Source organism: Paracoccus saliphilus (assembly GCF_028553805.1).
GTDB lineage: Bacteria > Pseudomonadota > Alphaproteobacteria > Rhodobacterales > Rhodobacteraceae > Paracoccus > Paracoccus saliphilus.
The window spans coordinates 3,807,883-3,825,000 of record NZ_CP067140.1; the positions used below are offsets into that span (position 1 = coordinate 3,807,883).

At 53.8% G+C, this 17,118-nt stretch carries 11 protein-coding genes, 1 tRNA gene and 2 rRNA genes (1 of these 14 only partly in view); 6 read left to right on the plus strand and 8 right to left on the minus strand.

Annotated elements, in window-relative coordinates; all coding sequences use genetic code 11:
• Positions 1-67 precede the first annotated feature (67 nt).
• On the minus strand, positions 68-1,111 hold the full coding sequence (locus JHX88_RS18260; RefSeq protein WP_076527845.1) for an aldo/keto reductase: 1,044 nt from the start codon (positions 1,109-1,111) through the stop codon (positions 68-70).
• Positions 1,112-1,260: 149 nt separating this feature from the next.
• Between JHX88_RS18260 and JHX88_RS18265 the strand changes: the two genes are divergently transcribed.
• Positions 1,261-1,848, plus strand: coding sequence for a TetR/AcrR family transcriptional regulator (locus JHX88_RS18265; RefSeq protein ID WP_076527843.1), 588 nt, complete (start codon positions 1,261-1,263; stop codon positions 1,846-1,848).
• Positions 1,849-2,788: 940 nt separating this feature from the next.
• Here the strand turns inward: JHX88_RS18265 and trpB are convergent.
• Positions 2,789-4,021 (minus strand): tryptophan synthase subunit beta, encoded by a 1,233-nt coding sequence (trpB, locus tag JHX88_RS18270; RefSeq protein WP_076527841.1) that lies wholly within the window; start codon positions 4,019-4,021, stop codon positions 2,789-2,791.
• A gap of 117 nt (positions 4,022-4,138) precedes the next feature.
• Positions 4,139-4,981 carry an AraC family transcriptional regulator gene (locus tag JHX88_RS18275; protein WP_076527839.1) on the minus strand — a complete coding sequence of 281 codons (843 nt, stop codon included), beginning with the start codon at positions 4,979-4,981 and terminating at the stop codon, positions 4,139-4,141.
• Between the two features lie 958 nt (positions 4,982-5,939).
• On the opposite strand from JHX88_RS18275, the gene JHX88_RS18280 reads away from it, so the two are divergent.
• The 5 genes from JHX88_RS18280 to JHX88_RS18300 all read left to right on the plus strand — a co-directional run bounded on the left by JHX88_RS18280 (position 5,940) and on the right by JHX88_RS18300 (position 10,604).
• Positions 5,940-7,112, plus strand: coding sequence for a tyrosine-type recombinase/integrase (locus tag JHX88_RS18280; RefSeq protein WP_076527837.1), 1,173 nt, complete (start codon positions 5,940-5,942; stop codon positions 7,110-7,112).
• The gene (locus JHX88_RS18285; protein ID WP_076527835.1) at positions 7,112-7,963 is read left to right on the plus strand and encodes a hypothetical protein; all 852 of its coding nucleotides are present in this window, start codon (positions 7,112-7,114) and stop codon (positions 7,961-7,963) included. Before JHX88_RS18280 ends, JHX88_RS18285 begins: the two co-directional genes overlap by 1 nt.
• 117 nt (positions 7,964-8,080) lie before the next feature.
• Positions 8,081-8,278, plus strand: a complete 198-nt coding sequence (locus JHX88_RS18290) for a helix-turn-helix domain-containing protein (RefSeq protein WP_076527833.1) — start codon at positions 8,081-8,083, stop codon at positions 8,276-8,278.
• Positions 8,278-8,589, plus strand: a complete 312-nt coding sequence (locus JHX88_RS18295) for a hypothetical protein (RefSeq protein WP_076527831.1) — start codon at positions 8,278-8,280, stop codon at positions 8,587-8,589. The genes JHX88_RS18290 and JHX88_RS18295 overlap by 1 nt, the downstream gene beginning before the upstream one ends.
• Positions 8,586-10,604 carry a hypothetical protein gene (locus JHX88_RS18300; RefSeq protein WP_084203270.1) on the plus strand — a complete coding sequence of 673 codons (2,019 nt, stop codon included), beginning with the start codon at positions 8,586-8,588 and terminating at the stop codon, positions 10,602-10,604. Before JHX88_RS18295 ends, JHX88_RS18300 begins: the two co-directional genes overlap by 4 nt.
• 345 nt (positions 10,605-10,949) lie before the next feature.
• Here the strand turns inward: JHX88_RS18300 and drt3b are convergent, their stop codons facing one another.
• The 5 genes from drt3b to JHX88_RS18325 all read right to left on the minus strand — a co-directional run.
• Positions 10,950-12,893 carry an antiviral reverse transcriptase Drt3b gene (gene drt3b / locus JHX88_RS18305; protein WP_076527829.1) on the minus strand — a complete coding sequence of 648 codons (1,944 nt, stop codon included), beginning with the start codon at positions 12,891-12,893 and terminating at the stop codon, positions 10,950-10,952.
• Positions 12,886-14,178 carry an antiviral reverse transcriptase Drt3a gene (drt3a, locus tag JHX88_RS18310; protein WP_076527827.1) on the minus strand — a complete coding sequence of 431 codons (1,293 nt, stop codon included), beginning with the start codon at positions 14,176-14,178 and terminating at the stop codon, positions 12,886-12,888. Before drt3a ends, drt3b begins: the two co-directional genes overlap by 8 nt.
• 358 nt (positions 14,179-14,536) lie before the next feature.
• A tRNA-Met gene (locus JHX88_RS18315) sits at positions 14,537-14,613 on the minus strand.
• A 68-nt stretch (positions 14,614-14,681) separates the two neighbouring features.
• Positions 14,682-14,796: ribosomal RNA gene (gene rrf / locus JHX88_RS18320) — 5S ribosomal RNA — on the minus strand.
• 100 nt (positions 14,797-14,896) lie between these two features.
• Positions 14,897-17,118, minus strand: a 23S ribosomal RNA gene (locus tag JHX88_RS18325); it runs 608 nt beyond the window's last position.

Here is a 17,118-nt window from a genome sequence, read left to right on the forward strand (position 1 = left end):
CGTTACCGCGCCGAGGGTGAATCATGTTCTCAAATCGTTGTCGAGACTGGACTATTTCAGCACCCTGCTAGAGAATGAAGAACGGCGGGGCGTCCAGCAAGTCCGACTTGCCGCCAGTAACGGCATGAAGAGCGCCTGCGTCCGTCCTAAAGTTATGCGGATAGCCGAGGCGGATCGCACTGGCTGCGTCTAACCGTTCAATCTGCTCTGGGCTGAGCTCAAGATCGGCGGCCGCCAGGTTCGTGCTCAACTGCTCTGTGGTTCTTGGGCCAACGATAGGGATGATCCCCTTTGCCATAGACCAGCGGATTGCTACCTCTCCAGGTGTCACGTCCGCTTCATGAGCGATCGCTTGAGCGACATCAAGGATGGTGCCTTTGTTTCCATCGTCTTCCTTATGCATGAACTGGCTGATCGAACTCTGCGCGCGTCCGCTCTCCCCTAGGCGGTACTTGCCGGTCAGCATGCCGCCGCCAAGCGGTGAGTAGCCGAGGATACCCATTCCAACGGCTTCAGCCATCGGCAGCAGGTCGCGTTCAGCTGCGCGTTCGACCAAGCTATACTCGACCTGTATCGCAACCAGAGGTGCCCAGCCTCGCAGATTGGCGACGGCCGCTCCGGCCGCAATCCGCCAGGCAGGAAAGTTGGAAAGACCGACATATAGCACCTTGCCAGACCGTACGAGATCGTCGAACGCCCGCAACATCTCCTCCATTGGAGTGGAATCGTCGGAAGCGTGTGCCCAGAACATATCGATGCGATCGGTCTTCAAACGCCGAAGGCTCGCCTCGACCGACTGGACCATCGACTTTCTGCCGTTGCCAGTCATCTGCAGGCTACTGTCGAGCGTGGTTCCGTTCGTGTATTTGGTCGCCAACACGACATCGTCGCGATCGGACGCGATCATGTCCGCAAGGTAAACTTCTGCCTCGCCGAATTGATAATTGGTGGATGTATCGATGAAGTTTCCGCCCGCACCGCGATATTGGTCGTACATGGCTTGCGCTTCGGCGGGGCTCGCACCATGCCCCCAGGCAGTCCCAAAGTTGCCTGTCCCCAGCGACAGATTTGAAACGCGGAGGCCCGATCGCCCCAGATATTGGTAACGCATAGTCAGATTCCTTTATGCTGGGGCCGAGGCGCCATACACTTCTCGCCCATTGCCAATGCAGCACCGGATCGCTAACCTTGACGAACCGGAGTGACGCTCCGCTTTTATACGGAGTGCCACTCCGCTTATCAATGGTCCTTGGTTGATCTATGACTGAAGTAATTGCGACTGTTCGACGTAAGGCGCGCGCAGATGGTCAGCGCAATCGCGCCATGATCCTGGAAGCTGCCAAGCGTGTGCTCACCGAAAAAGGAGCTAGCGCAAGTCTAGACGACATCGCCCAGGCTGCCGGGGTGGGGAACGGCACGCTCTATCGACACTTCCCGACCAGAGCCGCCTTGGTGGAGACGGTGTGTCGTGAGGACGCGCGCGAACTGGTAGACCTCGCCACCCATCTGGCTGCCACAAATTCGCCCCTGGAGGCCCTTTCCGCTTGGATGGATGCCTTTGTAGGGTGTGTGGCCACCAAGCAGATCATTGCAGAAGCCACTAGTGCGTTGCTTTCCACATCCTTGGACAGCAAAGATTCTTCATGCGCTGATGTCGGCGCGGCTTTAGCAATGCTCTTCGATCGCGCCGTCGCTGAAGGGCACATAAGAGGCGATATCGATCCGCTGGATCTCGTGCGGGCTGTAACGGGCGTGGCGACCGTTAACCCGCATTCGGACTGGGAGAACAACGCAAAATGTCTGATCGGCGCGGTTATAGCTGGACTCGGGTCGAGCTCATCCGCCTGATGAGTGCGCTTTGGTCGTATTCTGCTCAGTTAGAAGCTTGAAACCCCGGGCCAAGATCGGCATCTTCACCATAATTGGCAGAACGTGGAATCCGAGTAAACGTCATCAGCCCAGACCCGATCGATACAGACAACGGGGCGGGCCATCAAGGGCGTAGCAGGGGCATGGAATGCAAAGACAGGGAAACGGCGGAGCGGCGGTCAGTTTGCCAGTTGTGGCAGCAAAGATATTTGCGACGAACAGGAGCGGGTTATCACTAGATTATTGCCAATGATGTATTCGGAGCCGTCAGCGGGCTGTACGCTTCGAAGCACCAAGCAGACGTAGATGCCGTTCTGCAAAACAACTGCCAGTAGTGATTGCCGACCCCATTGCGGTCACCAAGGCTTGAGTTCTTGGATATTGGAAGCAAACGTTACTCCCATACTAGCAACTGTGTTTACTTGACAGGGCTTTTTGCCCATGGCGTAGCGGTTTTAAGGACCGCGTTTGCGATTGTGATTAAGGAGAGTTGTCGAAAGGCAAGTTAGGGTCGATCAGCCTGTCGCCCTTGCAAGAGGTTAATTGTGGTTCACAGTTGGGAAACAGGCCGACGGCGATCTCTGGTTACCCCTTGCCTAAACAGGCTTGGCTTGCGGCCCCCGCGACGCCCCATGCTCTCCTCCGGGCTTTGCCCCCAAAGGGGAAACCGAGTTGCCCAACGCCTATCCGCAGCCGAAATTCTTCACCGTTTCAGACCGGCATATATCTGGATTGAGCGCCGTGACCGGGCCAGCTTTGTGACTTGCCAAACCGATAGCAGACGGTCGTCTTCCCACGCCAATGTGGAACCATTCCCCACTGCCTGTCCGCTATTGAGCTATTGAGGAGCAGCGCGGGCAGACGCGGGCGTTCGTCCAGGGCCGATACCTGCTGTCTACTTGTCCTACGAACGGCTGGTCTATCTCTCAGGATCGTATTCGCCCTGATAGTACTTTAGAACGTAATCGATATCCTTGTCGCCTCGGCCGGACAGGTTCACCAAGACGCTTTCCGAGGAAGGGCTGCGCTCTGCCAACTTGATCGCGAACGCCAGCGCGTGGGAACTTTCGAGAGCTGGTATGATCCCCTCCGACTTTGCTATGCGGAAGAAGGTGCTAATCGCCTCTTCGTCGGAGATGGCCGAGACCTTTAGGCGACCCGCCTCATGCAGCATAGCGATCTCTGGGCCAACCCCGGGATAGACCAGGCCCGATGCCACCGAAGACACATGCGAAGGCGTCCCGTCTTCCTGCTGCAGAACGACGGACTGCGCGCCATGAAGCGTTCCGGGAGTTCCGAAGGAGAGCGTCGCAGCATGTTTCCCAGTCTCATTTGACTTACCGAGAGGTTCCACTGCAGTGAGAGTAACGGCTGGATCGTCGAGAAAACCCGCATATATGCCCATTGCGTTCGATCCGCCAGCTAAGCAGGCTACGACGTGGTCGGGCAAAAAACCTCCGCTAAGGGATAAGAACTGACTACGAGCCTCTTGCCCTACGGCCGACTGGAAATCCCTCACGATCATCGGGAAGGGGTGAGGTCCAATTGCCGAGCCGATTGCGTAAAGAGCGTGCTCATGCTGCTCGACATAGGCGCTGAAAGCGGAATCGCTCGCCTCTTTCAAAGCGGACTGCCCAGCATCTGCAGCAACCACCTGGGCACCGAGGAGGCGCATGCGCCCGACGTTCGAGCTTTGCTTCCCAATGTCGACTGCGCCCATATGGACCTCGCATTCGAGACCGAAGTAGGCGGCGGCGGTGGCGAGTGCTACCCCGTGCTGCCCCGCTCCTGTTTCAGCAATCAGCTTGCGTTTACCCATCTTGCGGGCGAGCAGCGCGAACCCCACACAATGATTGATCTTGTGCGCGCCCGTATGGTTCAGATCCTCACGCTTGACGTAAATGCGTGCGCCACCGGCCTCAGTGGTCGTTTTCCTGAGAAAGTGGACCGGCGTCGGGCGCCCCTGCAGACCCACGCGAACTGTCTCGAGGGCGTCCTGAAAGTCTGGCGTGTCCCGCAGCGACCGATAGGTTGATGCAAGTTCTTCTAGTGCCGGCCACACCTCGGGCGGATAGTAGTTGCCGCCAAATCGCCCAAAATAGCCCTCGGCATCAGGGAACTTCATTGAATAAGTACGCTCTTGTTGCGGCATCTCGAAAACCTCGGAGTTTCAATGCCGAATCTTACGCGACCCATCGCATGGCTTATTGAACATGATTTGCATAGCATGTTGGCGGCGGCCGAGCGCTACGAAGTCGGGCCATACTGCCTAGTGAACAGCTTGATCTGATAAAGGCACTTGAAGGTGTGAGGCGCCTTTCTTTCGTCGATGACCCCGCAAGTCTCGCAAAAGCGCACCGGGAGGCACCCCAAATACCTTCTTGAATTCTCGAGTGAAATGAGCCTGATCGCTGAAGTCCAGCATCAGCGCGACCTCACTGAGCTGCGAGCCCTCGGAAATCAACTCCCTGGCTTTCGCCACCCGCACTTGACGCATATATTTCTGAGGTGCCATTCCCACCGCTTTGCTGAATGCTCTGACAAGATGGCTCTTATGCACCCCCATTTCCCGTGCGAGTTCCTCGGTCCGCATTGCACGTGTGCAGTTCTTCCGGATCAGCATACAGGCTCTGCGCGCTAGCGCCCCGGGGCTTTCATCCGCAGAATCGGTGGAGAATTCACAAGCCGTGAGTATCCTTCCAAGCGATGCCTCGATGGAATTGCCCTCTACCGCAGGCGTGTACAGGGCATCGATAAGCTCTCTTGTCGCTGAGTCCCGCTTGAGAATGGCAGTCTGAATGTTAAGAGGACCGTCGCGAGGCTCAAGCGCAAGACACCTGATGAGAAATTCCTTGGATGGGTACAGCGCTTCGTACTCAGCATCTTCCTCGGAGCAATACGCCGAGTGAACCTCGTATGGATTGAAGAAGAAGACGTCGCCCGCGCGGGCTGTTTCACTCCATCTAGCCGATCTAATCTCAGCCGCGCCCCGCTTGAGCGCTACTATCGAGTACGTGCTGTGTAAATGGGGATCAAAATGGCGTACAGTCGCGCGAACGCGTAAGAGGTCGGCTTGCTGTAGCGCAAAGCTCATAGATTTAACTTGCGTCATCGAAAGCGTCCTTTTCGCGGCTGGCTACTCATGAGCAATAGGCTCTCTGTCGACGGGTGATTGAGGCAGATCGGCTGCTGAAGGATTGGGGTTTCTAGACCGTCTTTCGGTTTATTTAAGCTGATTGCTGCCGATATTGCAATTGGCGAACCTATACGACGGTCCCGACCGAGCGCCTTCGAATAGTTCGATATGACGTATCCGCCCAGCACGCCCCGCGAAGAACACAGCGGTATTTCCACCTCAGCAACAAGCCCGCAATTCCCCCCTTTAGACGTAAGATGCCGCCAAGACGGGCAACAATCTCTGAAGCGCTGGAAAGACCAAGCCCAAATCCTTCGCTGGAGCGCGCAGTATCCAATTTTGCGTAAGGCTTCCATCACCTTCTCACGCTGCTCTTCGGCAATACCGGGGCCATTGTCCACAATCCAGATGACGGCCATTTTATCAGTGCGTTCAAGCGAAACTCGTACCATGCTGCCGAGTTTCAGCCCGTTTTCACAAAGATGCGAATAAGCACCGAAGTGAGGCCTTGTCGCCGCCAGCACTCAACACTTGGTACTGTCGCAATCTCATCCGCCAATGGCGGCCTGGCCGTCGAGCAGCGGCGGAGTGCGAATAACAAAACCCCGCGCTATGCCCATCCGCATGCACATGGCATTGGGCAGGAGGAGCCAATCACGGTAACCGATTTTCGACCTAAGTAATTGTTATATATTAATAATCAGTGATTTATGTTGGCATTGGTTGCGGGGGTAGGATTTGAACCTACGACCTTCAGGTTATGAGCCTCACGGGCGGATGATTGACCAGAATTTCTGATCGTTATTTTATCTTTATATTACTGTATATTATGAGATAGTAGCAAAGACTGAAACATAATTCAGATTGCGCAAAATTGCTCCAAAATGTAGCACCAGTGTAGCACCACCGTAGCACCGGATGCAGGGAGCATATCGTGAGCAGCCATCGCCTGAACTTCACCAAGGCCGCCCTGTCTCGGGCTCCGAATGCCGCCAAGGGGCGCAAGGATTACTATTACGATGAACGGGAGGCAGGCCTGGTGATGGCGGTGACACCCACCGGCACCAAGAGTTTCTATCTCTACAAGCGGATTGACGGACGGCCCGAGCGGCTGCTCCTGGGGCGGTTTCCCGATATCAGCGTGGAGAACGCCCGCAAGATGGCAGCAGCGGCCAAGGGCAAGATCGCCAGCGGCAACAATCCGCAGAAGGAGCGCCGCGCGATCCGAGCGGAAATGAGCTTCGGCGATCTGTTCACCCTCTACCTGGAAAAATACGCCAAGGTGCATAAACGCTCCTGGGCCTATGACCAGCGGGAAGTGAACAAGTTCCTGTCGCATTGGTTCAAGCGCAAGATTTCTGCCATCGACCGCAGCGAGGTGGAACGGCTGCATGCGCGGATCGGCAAGGAGAATGGCATCTACCAGGCCAATAGACTCTTGGAACGCATCCGGTCGATCTTCAACAAGGCGATTGATTGGGGTTGGGATGGCACGAACCCGGCCATCGGCATCAAGAAATTCAAGGAAAAGAGCCGGGACCGCTTTTTGCAACCCGACGAGTTGCCCCGCTTCTTCGAAGCCCTGGCCAATGAACCCAACGAGACCGCGCGGGATTTCATCATGATCTCCCTGCTCACCGGGGCGCGGAAATCCAACACCCTGGCGATGCGCTGGCAGGATATCAGTTTCCAGGCCGAGACCTGGCGCATCCCGGATACCAAGAATGGCGATGCGCAGACCATCCACCTGCCCAGGCAGGCTATGGCGATCCTGACCGAGCGGAAATTGCAGAGCGAAAGCCCCTGGGTGTTTCCTGGGGAAGGCAAGTCAGGACATCTGGCCGATCCCAAGAAAGCCTGGGCGCGCATCCTGAAGGAGGCCGGGATTGCCGATCTGCGCATCCATGATCTGCGCCGGACCCTGGGCAGCTACCAGGCCGCGACCGGGGCGAATGGCTATATCATCGGCAAGTCCCTGGGCCATCGCAGCCAGCAATCCACGGCGATCTATGCCCGATTGAACCTTGATCCCGTCCGCGACTCCGTCAACAAGGCAACAGAGGCCATGTTCGGCTACATGCAGCCAGCGAGAGAAGATCGGAAGTAATGCCCTATTACTGGCCCATGCCTCCCGTCAGCCCCGTGATATATGACGGGGGTTTCTATGATCAGATTTTCGATTCTGAATTCCATGGGCAACTTGCGGAACTCATGGAGCTTGATCTGTCACTGTCTAATATGACAGTGCTCAGGGACGGGCACTTCAATGCATTTGATGAATTCATGTCGGGCCACTATGAGCAACTGAACTATCAGCCTGAAAAAGCTGAAAATGCTCGTCTTGAAAGAGTATCTATAGATGCTGATCGACTGATGGCCTCTATTACCGTGCTTTATGGATTTGGCCAAACACAGCGCAAGCTTGCAAATCAGATCAAGTCGAACCCAAGCAAATATGTGAGCTCAACGGGCCTTGAGTTGGCTAGTCTATTGGATGATCGCCGCCATCAGCCTTTCTTTACCTTGCTGAAATTTCTCTCCGACCTGCAAATTTCTGCGGAACGGGCGATTAATAGAAAGCCACGTTACATTGATTTTAACGATGCTTACATCGATGGCAAACTCGATCTTGATAAGCTCGAAAAGTTGGTCATGTCACGCGATGTCGATTTGAGCGGAGATCCAGAAATCGACAATCGACGCTGGAAAGACCGCTCCCGCGCTCACAAACTGCCCAAGGACTATCCCCTACAATGCTTTCTTCGCGCCTTCCGGGAGACTTGGTTGCAGCTTTCCGATCATCCGTTCACTGAAGGCCATTACTATGGCCGCAAAGCTCAACATGTTTCGAGGGCAGTGGATGCGGTTAAGCTGAGTTTTGATCAGCATGCTCCACATATCACACGGCAAAACATTGTGACGGCCATTCGCAAAGTTAACGCGCCAGAACCTCGATAATTGTCGCAAAATCCGGGCAAGAAATGCGCCCAAAACTTGCGACCGGATCAAATGGATCGCTCGCGGCCTTGCTGTCAGTTTCCGAAGGTATCGGAAACAAGCTCAAGGAAGCTCAAAATGACTGCAATTTTCCCGCAAACCCTGATGACCCCTGACCAGGTCGCGGCATATCTCGGTGTCTCGGTCGAGACGCTGAATGTCTGGCGCTGCACCAAGCGCTACAACCTGCCCTATATCAAGGCGGGCCGCCTGGTCCGTTACCGCCGCGAGGATGTGGACGCATTCATCACTGACCGCATGCAAGGGGGGCAGTGATGATATATCAATCCTGGAAATCGGTGGATTTCGCGGCAATCAACCTGCTCTGCCAGCCCCGGCTCGGGACGCTTGTCCCGGCCTGGCTGCCCCAGGGCCATCGCCGGGGCGCAGAATGGTACGCGCTCAATCCGACCCGCGCGGATCGCCATATCGGCTCCTTCTCGGTCAATCTCTCCACCGGCAAATGGGCCGATTTTGCTACCGGCGATGCGGGCGGCGATCCCATCAGCCTCTATGCCTATCTCAATCGCCTGAGCCAGCCCCGCGCGGCCCGCGCCCTGGCCAATTTACTGGGGGTGGCAGCATGAGTGATCCGCAATTCCTTCCACCGCCTCACCCTAAATGGGGCCCACCCGGACAAGCTTATGTCTATCGCGACGCCGAGGGTAGGCCGGTCCTGGTCGCCAATCGCTACGATCCGCCTGGAAAATCCAAACTCTTCCTGCCCTATGATGTGTCTGGAAATATCTGGAAATGTCCGGATATCCGCCCCCTCTACAACCTGGATCGGCTCACTGCCGCCGCAGAGAATATTCCGGTGATTGCCGTAGAAGGCGAGAAATGCGCCGATGCGCTGACCGGCCTGGGCTTTCTGGCCACCACGGTCTTCGGGGGCTGCAATGGTGTGAAAAAGGCGGATATCTCTCCCTTGAAAAACCGGACAATCATCATCTGGCCCGACCATGATGAACCGGGAAGGAAATATGCCGCGAGCTTGGCTACCGTCCTTCGCACTCTCGGGAATACACGAGTATTCACGGTTTCTCCCGATATGGAATTTCATGAAAATCTCGACAATTCCATGAAAATCAATACCCGCCCCCAAGGCTGGGATGCGGCGGATGCAATTGCCGAAGGCTGGACCCGCGCCATGGTGGATGCCCTAATTGAGCAGGCAATTTCATCCAATCAGGCACAACGGGAGACCCCGGCAACGCATGGCGAAGAATTCGAGCTTTGGCATAGTCCGAACCGGGAAGCCTTCGCCACAGTCTCCCAGGGAACGCGCCGAAAAACCTGGGCATTGGATTCCGGTGATTTCCGGCAATTCCTCTCCTATCGCCATTACCAAGCCGAGGGGAAAATCCTCTCTCAAACTCTGCTCGAAGATCAACGCCGGACCATGGCGGGCCAAGCCCTGTTCGAGGGGCCGGAATATCCGGTCTTCACCCGGCTGGGGATGATCGCGGATCATCTCTATCTCGACCTGGGCGGACCGGATTGGGATGCGGTGCGGATCGCCCCGGAAGGCTGGCAGATCGCACCGACCAGCCCGGCCCGCTTCCGGCGCTCCCCTGCCCTGCAAGCCCTGCCTTCACCAGGCGGCCCCGGCGATGTCGAATTGCTGCGCCCTTTTCTGAATGTCGGCTCGGATACAGATTTCCGGATGCTGGTAGCCTGGCTGCTGGGCTGTTTCCAGCCCAGGGGGCCTTATCCGATCCTGATCCTGACCGGCGAGCAGGGCAGCGCCAAGAGCACCATGGCCAAGGTATTGCGCCGCCTGGTCGATCCCGCAGAGCCGATCACCCGCAGCGCCCCGCAGAGCGAGCAGGATTTGGTGATTGCCGCCCGCAATAATCATGTCTTGGCCTTCGACAATCTCTCCCATATCAAGCCAAGCATCGCCGATGCGCTCTGCCGGATCGCAACGGGCGGCGGCTTCGGCACCCGCAAGTTGCATACCAATGCCGATGAAATGCTGTTCAATGCCACCCGACCCTGCCTTCTGAACGGTATTCCCGACCTGGCCAGCCGCCCGGACCTGGCCGACCGGGCCATTATCGTCTCCCTGCCGGTGATTCCGGACACCAAGCGGCAATATGAGGGCGAGTTCTGGAAATGCTTCGACCAGGCCGCACCGCGTATCCTGGCGGGGCTCCTGGATGCGGTATCCACGGCTCTGCGCCGCCTGCCCGAGGTCACCCTGTCCGAACGCCCGCGCATGGCGGATTTCGCCCGCTGGGTCTCTGCTGCCGAGCCTGCCCTGGGCTGGCCGGAGGGCGCGTTCATGGCCGCCTATGACGCCAACCGGCAATCGGTCGATACCGCCGCCATCGAAGGCAACCCTGTCGCCGAGGCCATCCTATCGATGATTGCCGATCACGGAACCTGGGCAGGCACGGCAACCGACCTGTCCAAGGCTCTGCGCCGCCTCTATCCGCATCTGACCGATGATCCCCTGATTTTTCCCCGCCAGCCCAACCGGCTTTCCAGTGAACTTCGCCGCGTACAACCGCTCCTGCGCCGCGCCGGGATCACCCTCAGCAAGACCCGCAGCGGTGAAACCGGGCAGCGCCAAATCCATATCAGGAAAGGAGCATGATCCATCGTCAGTATCGTCAGGACCGTCAGTCAAAGGCCCCAGCAACGCTCAATCCCTGACGGTACTGACGGTACTGACGATCAAAGTGGGCGGATATGCGTGAGTCATGGTGGTAGAATGGAGAGGACAGCACTTAGCTGACGTTTGCACACCTACCCTCTCGCCCGTCGAACCAGACGCTAGACCTCACCTGGCATTGAAAGTGAGTGGTGCGGACGTGCCTGTACGTGTGTGGTCCTCTACTAGGCACTCTATGAGCGCTAACGAGTAAAACGTGCAGCTTCGCAGGCCTGTTAAGAATCCTAACGAAGAAGTCATGAATATCTCAGGCAACCGTCCGCAAAGCTAGGCTACAAGGTTATACACTGGTTGCAAACGCTTTCTGCGCAAGAAATGTGACGTTCTCCCCCCGCTCCAGTCGACAAATGCAACATGTAGCGCAAGAATATCAATAGCCTCATTTGAGAAACTTCTTTCCCCATAGATAGCATCCAGAACGTCTCTCTTCCTATCACGTGTCACATAGGGGCAGCTTAAATAGTCGCTGACAAGCAAATAAAGCTCCGCCTCAGTCCTTACATCAGTGGCCCTTGCGGTTATATCGGTAAAAACCTTTTCGGAAACTTGCGCTACTCGTTGAGTATTTAAGCCGTCAGACTGTCCAAAAATGTACATCAACGCCACAAATGAAAAATAACCAAGTGAACTGGATCGAAGTGCTTTTTCCGCAATCTCTTCAACCACCGGCTGCTGATTAAACCTTTTAGTACCCACCAAACTACCCAATAACAACAAATTACATAACTCCAATGAAATAACACCGTTATTCAAATTCTTTTCCTCGGGGAGATTTGATTTTATCAACTCGCAAACCTCATAGTTAAGTCGATCCATCATTGCCTCTGATGTGGATTTACGTAAGTTCTCATTCAATCGCAGCAATTCTTCTATGATTTGATATGATCTATAGATTGGAGCCACGCGAAAATCAGAAGCGACAATGTAGAACAGAATCCTTACGAGACCACGGATGCGATTCACAAGGTCAACTTCTGTTTCTTCTGTCACGGTTTTTGAAATGCTTCGCAAGCATCGTACTGCTTTTGAAAGTTTGAAATAGGTGCTCCCAGTAGCCTCAGAAAATGATGCCTTGTTGTCACTCACAATTAACCTCAAGTCTTCCAAGACTTGGCGGAACTTAAGATAAATCTCTCTCTGCTTGTCCGGCTCCTCACATAGCGCCTTTGAAGACAACTCGACAATTTCATCGGACAGCTTAGAGACGCCTTGTTTTGCTCTCGTGATGTTGGTAACGAACGGGCGGGTAGAAAATCTACTCTTTCCTTCATTCAAATAAAGCTTGTAGGCTTCAAGACTCCTTTGAACGCAATCGAAGACAGTATCCATAGTTTTCAAATCTGATGAGAAAATAAAAAAATCATCGACATATCTGCGGATGGCATAGTCGCGCTCCGAGACCAGCCCGTCAGCCGCCAAACTATCTCTGATGTTTATATCAATCTTTTGAAATATAATTTCTGCAAATATTCTGGAAACTTCCGGCCCAACAACAATGCCGTTTGTTTCATTGTAATTTGACCTTTGCATTAGCGTATCAAAACGACCCTCAAAGGTGTATTTATTTGCATGATTCTTTGAATATCTTTTATCCTTCACGGCCCAGGTTATCGAATGCGTATAGATATTGAAGAAGCATTTGGTTACATCAATTGATCGCATCATGGAAAAACGACTCTCAAGTCTAACAAGCTCGTTGGAGTTGTAGAACTTATCCAGCAAGTTATATTTTCTAACCGAAAAATAAGAAGCTGCAAAACTCAGATCAAGCTTTCCATCTCTTGGCGCAACGTGAGGCACGCCAATCTTTTTAACGTCACCAAGTTTCTTAAGCTCACTCTTCGCTATCGGCGAGAGAACTTCGTAAGGGGCGCGCAGGCTATTAGGACTCTCCGAGCATTCTTGAAGTATGGTTTCCGCATATTCGTGCATAAAGTCCGAAATATGAAGCTGTTGAAGAGGATGAACAATACTGATTTTGTTCGGGCTGCGATCACCGCGACGAACAGGGTACGTAAAAGGAATAGTGTACTCCCCTTCCTTCAATCGCTTTCTGTACTTTGAATCGATAAATTGCCTAACCTGATCTGAGATCTCGTTTTTCCTAGCCTCAGAAACATAAAGGAATTCATTTGAGTAGTTCACAGGCACTTCATACGGAAGTGTCTCGGTCAGCAACGGCCTCAACTTATTCAACTTCGGGTCAAGCATTTCGCCATGCCCTCCTTGCCGCCGATACAGTTTCGCGTTTTAGCCGCAATGTTATTTTTTGAGTGAACCCCTTATAAAATGACACCCCCTTCAGGTTGCTTTTTTGAGCTGAAGAAAGATGGGCGTCTACTTCCGCACGAAACTCACTATTGGCTCCCCATATAAGAGAATTCATAAAGCCATCCAGTGACTTAAGCTCACCGGGATCAACGCGCTTCCTCTCTGGTCCATGCTTGCCGTGTTCATACACACCACAGACTCTGTAATTGTAGTAGATACCGGTCCGAACCTTAGCTTTTCTTTGCCCATGGGTGTGCCTGCTTTTCCGCACCTGATAATTACTTGTCAGCACCTTTATTCTATCAACGAATAGATTTCCGCGCTTCTCTTTCCGAAGGGCCTTTAAGGACAAGATGATTCGTGTTTTTCTCTCAGAGATTTTGTTATCGGAAATGCTGACCATAACACGCCTCGATTTCCTAGTCTTGATTCCATGCTGGCAAGTAAACTTATAACCAAGATAACTAAAGATAGCTGGTTCTTCATTGCAGGGATTGTCTTGAGTGTCTGTACGGCAATTCAAAGGCACAATCTTAGTTTTATTTCTCCTAAGTTCGAACTCAGGCTCAAGCAAATTATTCACATACTCCAGAACCGAATTGGGCTCTGACATCGAAAAGATCAGAATATCGTCAGCAAAACGGAAATATCTGTAGACCTGTGGATGGGATTTTATACTACTGTCAATATCTCGGAGCCGAATTTCGGCAAACGTGGAACTTAAGCCCAGCCCGCGAGGCACTCCTGCAACCTTTGGATTTAGTAGGCGGCTGTCTTCCAGATTTTTTATAACCGTTCGAACATGTGGATGGAGCTTTGTAGATCGATAGATCTCATCCATTATGGGACCCGGCTTTAGACATTCGAAAAAGGAAGCAATATCGCACCTAATGACATGAGATGGCGCAGCATCAAATAGACTTTCCAGTACACCACGAACGATAGCGTTTCTATTCGGTGGTCGAATTCCATAGCTCTGATTGAGGCTTCGGGATGTTGCTCGGAGGGCCAGAACGCCTAAGTACTCTTGTAACTGAAACAACCTTCGCCCTCGATTTATCGGAGTTTCTTTGTGAGGAAAATCGAGAGTCGCGTCCTCAAGCTTCTGATAGACTGTCTCGAAAATTGTTTCTTTATCCTTCTCGAGATCGATGCCGTACCTGGACGAGTCTCCTACTCTGATGCAACCTTCCAGGGCCGTTTTTCGATAAGGTGAAATTTGCATCTAGATGTACGCCCTCTCCAGCCTAATGTAGTGCATCGCGAGGTCAGTCTGCACTTGCAGAGTCAATGACACAATGCCGAGAATGAAGATTGCGTCCTATACGCAACCCAGCTGCCCTAATTCATTGGGAAATTGTTCGCCATTTAGGATTCGAAGCGACGACCGACTGATTAAGTGTTTTATTGCCTTGAGCACTCGCTCATCTGGGCGTCATTTATTTTACACCGGAAACACCGCCATCCCCGCTTCCCGCCCTTCATTACTCTCTTGCGTAGCACTGGCGTAGCACCGTGTTTAGCGCATAGCAAAAAGCCCCGCGTTGAGCGGGGCGTAAGCGTCTGTTCTTATGGTATTTTTATGGTTGCGGGGGTAGGATTTGAACCTACGACCTTCAGGTTATGAGCCTGACGAGCTACCGGGCTGCTCTACCCCGCGCTGATTGCATCGCGATTTATTGCGGTGCTTTTGTTTTATCGTTTAGAGAGGATACCGTTTCTTTCCAGGTCTGGCGGTGACCTACTCTCCCACGTCTTGAGACGCAGTACCATCGGCGCTACGGCACTTAACGGCCGAGTTCGGAATGGGATCGGGTGTTTTGCTCGCGCTAGGGCCACCAGACCGGGAAAGAAACGATCAGCGTTTTCCCTTTTTTGGGAAGATGTTGTCCAAGGATGCTTTTGGGAGAAGCGATTGTGGAACAATCTGTCTTCTTCCGGATCAAATCAAGCCTATCGAGCCATTAGTACCGGTCAACTGAACGCATTGCTGCGCTTACATCTCCGGCCTATCGACGTGGTGGTCTTCCACGGCTCTCAAGGGAGACCTTGTTTTGAGGGGGGCTTCCCGCTTAGATGCCTTCAGCGGTTATCCTGTCCGTTCATAGCTACCCAGCACTGCCGTTGGCACGACAACTGGTCCACCAGTGGAACGTTCACCCCGGTCCTCTCGTACTAGGGGCAACTCCTCTCAAGTCTCCAACACCCACGGCAGATAGGGACCGAACTGTCTCACGACGTTCTAAACCCAGCTCACGTACCTCTTTAAATGGCGAACAGCCATACCCTTGGGACCTGCTCCAGCCCCAGGATGAGATGAGCCGACATCGAGGTGCCAAACGATGCCGTCGATATGGACTCTTGGGCATCATCAGCCTGTTATCCCCAGCGTACCTTTTATCCGTTGAGCGATGGCCCTTCCACTCGGGACCACCGGATCACTATGGCCGTCTTTCGACTCTGCTCGACTTGTCAGTCTTGCAGTCAGGCTGGCTTCTGCCATTGCACTCAACGAGCGATTTCCGACCGCTCTGAGCCAACCTTCGCGCGCCTCCGTTACTGTTTGGGAGGCGACCGCCCCAGTCAAACTACCCGCCACGCAAGGTCCCGGATCCGGGTAACGGACCGCGGTTAGACATCAAGAGTGCGAAGGGCGGTATCTCAAGGATGGCTCCACGGAAACTAGCGTTCCCGCTTCAAAGCCTACCGCCTATCCTGCACATCGCAATCCTGATGCCAGTGCGAAGCTGTAGTAAAGGTGCATGGGGTCTTTCCGTCTAACCGCGGGAAGTCTGCATCTTCACAGACAATTCAATTTCGCTGAGTCCACATTTGAGACAGCGGGGAAGTCGTTACGCCATTCGTGCAGGTCGGAACTTACCCGACAAGGAATTTCGCTACCTTAGGACCGTTATAGTTACGGCCGCCGTTTACCGGGGCTTCAATTCAAGGCTTGCACCTCTCCTTTTAACCTTCCGGCACCGGGCAGGCGTCAGACCCTATACGTCGCCTTACGGCTTCGCAGAGCCCTGTGTTTTTAGTAAACAGTCGCCACCCCCTGGTTTGTGCCCCCGGCCCATAGTTGCCTACGAACCGGGCCTCCTTCTCGCGAACTTACGGAGGTATTTTGCCGAGTTCCTTAAATGTGGTTCTCTCAAGCGCCTTGGTATTCTCTACCAGTCCACCTGTGTCGGTTTCGGGTACGGTCTTATGGAGGGCTATTTCCAGGAACCACTCAGCGGCCCGATCAATCCGATAAGATCGAACAACCTCTGTGATCCGTCACCATCTCCTGGCCCAGGAATATTAACCTGGTTCCCATCGACTACGCCTTTCGGCCTCGCCTTAGGGGCCGGCTTACCCTGCTCAGATTAGCTTTAAGCAGGAACCCTTGGACTTTCGGCGACAGGGTCTCTCACCCTGTTTGTCGCTACTCATGTCAACATTCTCACTTCTGATCACTCCACCGGTTGCCTCACGGCCCGGCTTCACAGTCAGAACATTGCCTCCGTTGCCCCGAAGGGCAAAAGAGGCAGCGTTCTATATCACAGAACGCTCCGCTACCACGCACGTAAACGTGCATCCAAAGCTTCGGCTCGTGGCTTGAGCCCCGTTACATCTTCGCCGCAAGACCTCTTGATTAGACCAGTGAGCTGTTACGCTATCTTTAAAGGATGGCTGCTTCTAAGCCAACCTCCTGGTTGTTTTGGAAGTCTCACATGCTTTCCCACTTAGCCACGAATTGGGGGCCTTAGCTGTTGGTCAGGGTTGTTTCCCTCTCCACGACGGACGTTAGCACCCGCCGTGTGTCTGCCGATCAGTTCTTCCCGGTATTCGGAGTTTGCTTAGACTCAGTAAGGCTGTGGGCCCCCATCATCCATGCAGTGCTCTACCCCCGGGAGAATACAATCGACGCGCTACCTAAATAGCTTTCGCGGAGAACCAGCTATCTCCGAGTTTGATTGGCCTTTCACCCCTAGGCACAAGTCATCCCGACCTTTTTCAACAGGTGTGGGTTCGGCCCTCCAGTACGTGTTACCGTACCTTCAGCCTGCTCATGCCTAGATCACTCGGTTTCGGGTCTGATCCGTCTGACTAAGTCGCTCATTTAAAACTCGCTTTCGCTGCGCCTACACCTAACGGCTTAAGCTTGCCAGACAGACCA